We start from the raw sequence: 7,496 nt of genomic DNA on the forward strand, positions 1-7,496 counted from the left end.
CGCACGCCGCCAGCACGGGGGCCGACCGCCGCGGGGACTCGACGGTCGCGACGGCGCGGAGCGCGAGCGCGGCCGCCGCGAACGGGTCCCACAGCACGCCGCCCACGGCCGCGGCGGACGACAGGGTCACCGCGGACGCCAGCGCGCGCCGGGGCCACCGCCGCCGGACCGCGACGACCAGCCCCAGCGCGACCGCCACCAGGCAGGACACCGGGAAGAGAGGGGTGAAGTCCGGCCGGTCCTTGAGCATGTTCCCGGCGACCACCACGTCCACCGCGACCAGGACGACCGCCAGGAGCACGTCGAGGGCGCGTCGCCGGCCCCGGCGCAGGAGGTGCGCCTGGCGGGCCTCGAAGTCGGCTTCGTCCACGGGCGCACGTTATCGGCGCGGGCCGTCGGCCGCATCAGACCACGATGGATCATCCCTGGGGAGGACCACGCCGGCCTGTCGGCGGCCCGTGTCCACGCCAGGCGGACCGGGGAATGTCGGTCACGGGCCGATCCGACGGAGAGCCCCACGCGAGCAGCCTGTGGGCATGTCCTCCACACGACCCTCGTCACCCGCCGTCTTCGTGTTCCCGGGGCGGTGGCTCGCCGGGACCTCGCTGCTCCTCGGGCCCGTCCTGCTGCTCCTCGGGGTGCTCCTGAGAGCGGGTTCCCCCTTCTTCTTCCCCGGCCAGCTAGCCGCCTACGACGAGCACCCGACGCTGATGACGGCGTCCTACGGCTGCTTCGCGGCCGGGACCGTGGCGCTGTGGCCGGCCGTCGGCGCCCTGGCCGCCCGCGTCGGCGCCACCCGGCCGGCCCTGGCAGCGTTCGGCGGCGGCCTCACGCTGCTGGGGCTGTTCGCCCGCACGTTCCACGCCGGAGCGGACCATCTGGCCTTCCGGCTCGTCGACGCCCAGGGGCACCGGGCGGCCACCGCCACCGTCGCCGACACCTACCAGGCGTTCCACATCTTCCAGTACGCCTCCTTCGCGGTCATGCTCGGCTGGACCGTGCTGGCGGTCGGGGCCTGGCGCTCCGGCGTGCTCGGCCCGGCGCGCTGCCTCGCGCTGGCGCTCATGACGCTCGTGCCGCTCGGGGTCCTGAAGGGCACGACCCCGTGGTCGGTCGTCGGCGCGGCGGGCCTGTGCGTCGCGCTCGTGCCCCTCGGGCTCGCGATCCTCCTCGACGGCCCCCGCCCCACCCGCCGGTCGCTGGCCCGGTTCGGCGTCGCCGCCCTGGCGGTGATGGGCCTGGGCTTCGTCTCGTCTCTGGGTTGACTGGGAGCCGGGCGTCCTTGGCCGGGCGTCGAGGACGCAGGTGGCCGCGGGGTTTCCGGCCCCCCTGCGAAGAATGAGGGATCTTGCTGCCTTCGCCCGCGACGCCCACAAAGATGATCTTCGTGCACCGTCGCCGTTTTCTCTCCGTCGCCGCGCTGGCCACCTTCACGGCGGCATGTGGCTCCGAAGCCGGATCCGCTTCCCGGGGCGTCGAGAAGCTGGCTTTCCGTAACCCGTTGCGGATACCGCCGTTGCTCCAGCCGAAACGCGACAGGAAGGGAGTGCGGACGTTCGAGCTCACCATGCAGCAGGGGCGGGCCCGGATCCTGCCCGGTACGCAGACCGCGACCTGGGGGTTCAACGGGCCGTTCCTGGGGCCGACGCTGCGCGCGGCCCGCGGTGACGTCGTCCAGATGGCGGTGACCAACCGGCTGGCGGAGGCCGGCACGGTGCACTGGCACGGGATGCGGCTGCCCGCGAGGATGGACGGCGGCCCCCACCAGACGATCGAGCCGGGCGCCACCTGGACGCCGCGGTGGACCATCGACCAGCCCGCCGCCACCTCCTGGTATCACCCGCACCCGCACGGCCGGACGGCCGCGCACGTCTACCGCGGCCTGGCCGGGATGTTCATCGTCGACGACGACGAGCGCCTGGAGCTGCCGTCCCGCTACGGCGTCGACGACATCCCGCTGATCCTGCAGGACAAGAGGTTCGGCCCGGACGGCGCGTCGTTCAGCGGGGACCCGCTCAAGGGCACCTTCGGCATCCTGGGCGACCACGTCCTGGTGAACGGGACCTACGACCCGTTCCTGCGGGTCGGGACCGAGCGGGTGCGGCTGCGGATCCTCAACGGCTCCACCGCCCGGATGTACCACGTCGGGTTCGCCGACCGGCGCCGGTTCCAGGTGATCGGCACCGACGCCGGGCTGATGGCCGCCCCGGTCGAGGTGGACCGGCTGTCGCTGACCCCCGGCGAGCGGGCCGAGGTCGTCGTCGCCTTCACCGCCGGGGAGCAGGTGGTCCTGCGCAGCTTCGGCGGTGACAACGACATCGACAAGGGCGACCTCGACCTGCTGAGGATCGTCGCGGTGCCGAGGCTGGAGGACTCTCCCGCCGTGCCGCGCAGGCTGGCCGACCTGGCCCCGATCCAGCCGCCCCAGGGCGCCCGCGTGCGGCGCTTCCGGCTCAACGGCCACGACGCCATCAACGGCAGGGAGATGGACATGGCCCGGATCGACGAGGTGGTGCCCGCGGGCGCCGTCGAGATCTGGGAGGTCGAGAACAACGTCTACGCCCACAACTTCCACATCCACGAGGTGGCGTTCCGGGTGCTGGACGTGGCGGGATCGCCGCCGCCCGCGTACACGAACGGCCACAAGGACACCGTGTACGTGCCGTCGAAGTCGACCGTCCGGCTGGCCGTCCAGTTCGGCCACCACACCGACCCGGCCTCCCCGTACATGTACCACTGCCACATCCTGCGGCACGAGGACTCGGGGATGATGGGCCAGTTCGTGATCGTCCGGCCCGGCACCGAGAACCAGGTGCCCCACACCCTCCCCGGCGCGGGCCACGGCCACTGACCGCCGGTGGGGCGCGTTACCTGCCGCGCAGGGAGGCCCGCACCCCGAACGTGACCGCGCCGACGACGAACAGGGCCCCCAGGAGCTGGAGGCCGGGCGCGTCGTCGGCCTCCCCGAACACGATGGCGGCGACGCCGAGCACGGTGGCGAGGACGGCGAGCAGCGTCTTCATGGGATTTCCTTCCAGAGGTCGGGCCCGCCGCCGCCAGGAGGCGTCGGCGGCCAGGCCGCGGGCCATCCGCGACAGGACGTTCCGGGCGATGCGCCGGTCGGCGGTCCCGCGGGCGCGTTCGTACGCGATGTGGTCGTGGAGGTCGGCGTCGATCTCCTCGATCCGGCGCCGGGCGACCGCGGCGGGAAGGCCCCGCGTGTAGAACCGCACCCACCGGGACACCAGCCGGGCCGCGCGTTCCGGTGTCATGCGGGCCCCGGGGCGGTGCGCGGGGAACGCCGCACGGCCTCGCCCCCACCGGCGAGGGCCTGCTCGGCCGCGTGGACGCCGCGTGCCGTGAGCTCGTACAGACGCCGCCGAGGCCGCCCCTCGGCGGACGCCGCGTCCTCCCAGCGGGAGGCGAGCAGCCCGAAGTCCTCAAGGCGGCCGAGGGCCTTGTACAGCGTTCCGTGGGCGGTCAGGGAACGGGACGCGCTCCGCTCCCGCATGGCCTGGGCGAGACCGAACCCGTGGAAGGTGGCCTGCCCGGCCCTCGCCATCACCAGCGCCACCCCGAGGATCTCGTTCTCAAGGGGCAACAGGGCCCCAGCTCTGCGCCGTGGCATGACGCCAACAATAGGAAGATATCTTCCTATAAACAAGAGCCCCCGGCCCGCCGTACCGGGAACGGCTGCCCGCCGCGTTCCGCACCCCACCGACACGACGCGCCGCCGCCTGGTGGTGTCGGGCGGCGGCGCGGTGGGGGGCTTGAGGTGGGTGGTGGGTCGGGGAGGTGGTTCTTTGGGGGTGTTCGTTTCAGGCCCGGGAACGGAAGGCGCGCAGGGACAGGGGGGCGAAGATCGCGGTGATGAGCGCGCCCCAGGCCAGGGCCCACAGAGCGTGGTTCATGACCGGGCCGCCCACCAGCAGGCCCCGCATCGCCTCCACCAGGTGCGTCACCGGGCTGTTGTCCATCACCCACGCCAGCGGGCCGGGGATGCCCTCGGTGGAACGGATGAACGCCGTGCTCATGAAGCTCAGCGGGAAGATCGTCGTGAAGCCGAAGATCTGGACCTTCTCCGGCTCGCTGACCTTCATCGCGATGTAGACCGACGTCCACGAGAACATCACCGCGAACGCCAGCAGCAGCGCGAACGCCGTCAGCAGCGCCAGCACGTTCGTGCCCAGCCGGAAGCCGATGAGGAACCCGACCGTCAGCAGGATCGCCATCGACCACGCCTGCTTCGTGGTGTCGGCGATGATCCGGCCCACCAGGGGCGCGATGCGGGAGATCGGCAGGCTGCGGAACCGGTCGAACACGCCCTTGGTGATGTCGGTGTTGAGGCCGAACCCTGTGGTCATCCCGGCGAACAGCGCGTTCTGCGCGATGATGCCGGGGATGACGATCGGCAGGTAGCGCTCGACGCTGCCCTCCATCGCCGGGCCGAACACGTAGGCGAACAGCAGCACGAACATGATGGGCTGGATGGACAGGTCCAGCAGCTCCATCGGGTTGTGCTTGATCTGGACGAGGTTGCGCCAGGCGAGCGTGGCGATGTTGCGCGCGGCGACGCCGGGCGAGACCCGTTTGGTGAGCGTCTGCGGCGCGAGCGCGGCGGTGGTCATGCCGACACTCCTTCCTTGGCGGGGGCCGGGGTGGGGGACTCGTCCTCGACGTCCTCGGTGTGGTGGCCGGTGAGGGAGAAGAAGACCTCGTCCAGACTCGACTTGCGGAGGGACATCTCGCCGACGGTGACGCCCGCGTCGTCGAGGCGGCGCACGGCCGCGGGCATCAGCGCCGGGTCGGTGATCGGGACGCTGACCGTGCCCTCGCGGACCTCGGGCGTCGCCTCGGCCAGGTCGCCGACGATGCGCGCGACGGTGACGTTGTCGGCCTCGTGCAGCGGACGCACCTCCAGCACCTGGCCGCCGACCTGCGCCTTGAGGGCGTCGGGGGTGCCGTGCGCGATGACCTCGCCGCGGTCGATGACGACGATGTCGTCGGCGAGCTGGTCGGCCTCCTCCAGGTACTGCGTGGTCAGCAGCACCGTCACGCCGTCGGCGGTGAGGCCGCGCACGATGTCCCACAGGCCGTTGCGGCTGCGCGGGTCCAGGCCGGTGGTCGGCTCGTCCAGGAACAGGATCTGCGGGCGCCCGACCAGGCTGGCGGCCAGGTCGAGACGGCGGCGCATGCCGCCGGAGTAGGTCTTGGCGGCGCGGTCGGCCGCCTCGGTGAGCTGGAAGCGCTCCAGCAGCTCGGCGGCGCGGGACCGCGAGTGGCTCCGCGACAGCCCGAGCAGCCGTCCGATCATGATGAGGTTCTCGGTGCCGGTGAGCATCTCGTCCACGCCCGCGTACTGGCCGGTCAGCCCGATCAGCTGCCGCACCATGTGGGCCTGGGTGACCACGTCGTAGCCGCCGACCTCGGCGCGTCCCTCGGTCGGCTGGATCAACGTGGCCAGGATCCGGGTGGTGGTGGTCTTGCCCGCGCCGTTCGGCCCGAGCACGCCCAGCACCGTGCCGGGCTGGGCGGTGAGCGAGACCCCGGCGAGCGCCATGGTCTCGCCGAAGCGCTTGACCAGGCCTTCGGCCTGGATCGCGTAACTCATGTGATCTCCTTGGGAGGGTCCTGCCGGACATCTCACGGCCTTGACGCGACGGCAGGTCAAGCACGGCTGGCCAACCTAGGCGCCGTCCGGCGGAATCGCATCCAGTTTTCTCGGGGGCGCTGGCAAGGTCCTGGCATCACGCTGACGTCTCGGTGTCACCATGACACGGGGGTCCGACAAAACCGCGCCGAATCCGAATCGCGGAAGATCGCCTCGTCGCGGAACGGGCCGTGCACAGCCGGTTAGACTCTGATCGTGACGTCGGTGCGGCGGACGCGGGAGACCGGCGGCGGGCCGCCGCTCCCTTCCCGCCTGCGACCACCCGCGCACCGCGTCTCGCCGCGCGCGGTCGCGCACTGGGCGATCGAGTACCTGCTGCTGTGGGGCCTGGCGTTCGGCCTGGCGTGGGGCGTGTCCACCTGGCTCGGCGGGGCGGACTGGGCGCGCCTGCCCGGCTGGCTCGACTCCCGGCTCGACTGGGTCCCGGTGCTGGTCGGCGTGGCGGGCGTGCTGATGACGCTGGTCGCGCCGGTGTGGCGGTACCGCGTGCACCGCTGGGAGGTCAGCTCCGACGTCGTCTACACCCGCACCGGCTGGTTCTCCCGCGAGTGGCTGCTGGTCCCGGTCAGCCGCATCCAGACCGTCGACAGCCGCCAGGGCCTGATCGAACGCGCCCTCGGCCTGGCCACCATCGAGGTCAACACCGCCTCGCACGCCGGGTCCTCGGAGGTCTCGGGGCTGCCGGTGGCCGTGGCGACCCGGCTGGCCGAGGACCTCGCGCGCCGCGCCCACGCCCTGCGCGACGACGCGACATGAGCGTGCCCGGACCGGTGGAACGGCCGGAAGCGGACACCCCGCCCGCCGTGACCGGAACCGGCCGGCGGGCGGGCCCACAGCGCCTGCACCCGCTGACGTTCGTGGTCGGCGCGGTGCGGGAGCTGGCCGCGCTGCTGGCGGCGGGCGCGACCACCCTGCTGGTCGGCGGCGTGTCCACCGCGTTCTACTTCACCCTGATCGGCCTGGCGATCGGGCTGGTCTTCCACGTCGCCAAGTGGCGCATGTTCACCTACACCGTCCACGAGGACCGCATCGAGCTGCGCCGCGCGCTGATCGGCCGTTCGGTGAAGACGATCCCGCGCGACCGCGTCCGGGGCGTGGACGTCAGCGCGACGCTCCCGCACCGGCTGCTGCGGCTGGCGATCGTGCGGATCGACGCGGGCTCCGACGGCGGCGAGGGCGAGCTCAACGCGGTGTCGCGGCAGGAGGCCGAACGGCTCCGCCGCCTGCTGCTGGCCCGCCCCGCCGCCCCGCGGCCGGCGCGGGCCGAGCCGGTCAGGGCCGACGCCCCGCGCCGCGTGCTGGCCCGGGTGCGGCCCGCCTGGTACCTGTACGCCCCGTTCAGCGGCGCCTACCTGCTCACCCCGTTCGCGCTGGCCGGCAGCCTGCTCGGCACCCTCTACAACCTCGGCGACGACCTCGGCCTCATCACCCGGGAGCGGGTGGCCGAACTCGGCCACGAGGTCGTCGGGCTGCCCACCGTGGTGGTGGTGGCGGTGGCGCTGGGGTTCCTGGCCGCCGTGCCGGTCATGTCGGTGATCGTGTTCGCGCTGTTCAACTGGGACTTCACGGTCGTGGCCCGGGACGGCTCGATCGTCGCCGAACGCGGCCTGGTCACCCGCCGCAGCGTCTCCCTGGAACGCCGCCGCATCCGGGGCGTGGAGCTGGCCGACAACCCCTTCGAGCGGATCGCCCGCGTCACCCGCCTCGGCGCGCTGATCACGGGGCTGGGCGACGCGGCGCACCGGGGACGGCTGCTGCCCGCCGCGCCGCGCCGCCACGCCGCGGCCCTGGCCGCCCGGGTCCTCGGCCCGGTGCCCGCGCCGCT

At 73.0% G+C, this 7,496-nt stretch carries 8 protein-coding genes and 1 pseudogene; 4 read left to right on the forward strand and 5 right to left on the reverse strand.

What is annotated here, in order from left to right; genetic code table 11:
- Nucleotides 1–370: pseudogene (locus tag AKI01S_RS47380) on the reverse strand (hypothetical protein); the annotation flags it as partial.
- A gap of 166 nt (nt 371–536) precedes the next feature.
- On the opposite strand from AKI01S_RS47380, the gene AKI01S_RS47385 reads away from it, so the two are divergent.
- Entirely contained in the window at nt 537–1,265 is a 729-nt protein-coding gene (locus AKI01S_RS47385; protein WP_067833374.1) for a hypothetical protein, read from the forward strand.
- Between the two features lie 281 nt (nt 1,266–1,546).
- Nucleotides 1,547–2,851, forward strand: coding sequence for a multicopper oxidase family protein (locus tag AKI01S_RS47390; RefSeq protein WP_218010087.1), 1,305 nt, complete (start codon nt 1,547–1,549; stop codon nt 2,849–2,851).
- Nucleotides 2,852–2,867: 16 nt separating this feature from the next.
- On the opposite strand, the gene AKI01S_RS47395 is transcribed toward AKI01S_RS47390, so the two are convergent.
- The 4 genes from AKI01S_RS47395 to AKI01S_RS47410 form a co-directional block, all read right to left on the reverse strand.
- Nucleotides 2,868–3,272 (reverse strand): hypothetical protein, encoded by a 405-nt coding sequence (locus AKI01S_RS47395; RefSeq protein ID WP_067833380.1) that lies wholly within the window; start codon nt 3,270–3,272, stop codon nt 2,868–2,870.
- Nucleotides 3,269–3,601 carry a PadR family transcriptional regulator gene (locus AKI01S_RS47400; protein WP_245682087.1) on the reverse strand — a complete coding sequence of 111 codons (333 nt, stop codon included), beginning with the start codon at nt 3,599–3,601 and terminating at the stop codon, nt 3,269–3,271. The genes AKI01S_RS47395 and AKI01S_RS47400 overlap by 4 nt, the downstream gene beginning before the upstream one ends.
- Nucleotides 3,602–3,818: 217 nt before the next feature.
- Nucleotides 3,819–4,628, reverse strand: coding sequence for an ABC transporter permease (locus AKI01S_RS47405; protein WP_067833385.1), 810 nt, complete (start codon nt 4,626–4,628; stop codon nt 3,819–3,821).
- Complete coding sequence (locus tag AKI01S_RS47410; RefSeq protein WP_067833388.1) at nt 4,625–5,611, reverse strand: ATP-binding cassette domain-containing protein; 987 nt, start codon at nt 5,609–5,611, stop codon at nt 4,625–4,627. The genes AKI01S_RS47405 and AKI01S_RS47410 overlap by 4 nt, the downstream gene beginning before the upstream one ends.
- Nucleotides 5,612–5,866: 255 nt before the next feature.
- On the opposite strand from AKI01S_RS47410, the gene AKI01S_RS47415 reads away from it, so the two are divergent.
- Both AKI01S_RS47415 and AKI01S_RS47420 read left to right on the forward strand, forming a co-directional pair.
- On the forward strand, nt 5,867–6,427 hold the full coding sequence (locus AKI01S_RS47415; protein ID WP_067833391.1) for a PH domain-containing protein: 561 nt from the start codon (nt 5,867–5,869) through the stop codon (nt 6,425–6,427).
- The coding region (locus AKI01S_RS47420) for a PH domain-containing protein (protein WP_084000955.1) at nt 6,424–7,496 on the forward strand (1,073 nt) is incomplete at its 3' end. The genes AKI01S_RS47415 and AKI01S_RS47420, both read left to right, overlap by 4 nt.

The sequence above is a fragment of the Actinomadura kijaniata NBRC 14229 genome, assembly GCF_001552175.1.
Taxonomy (GTDB): Bacteria; Actinomycetota; Actinomycetes; order Streptosporangiales; family Streptosporangiaceae; genus Spirillospora; species Spirillospora kijaniata.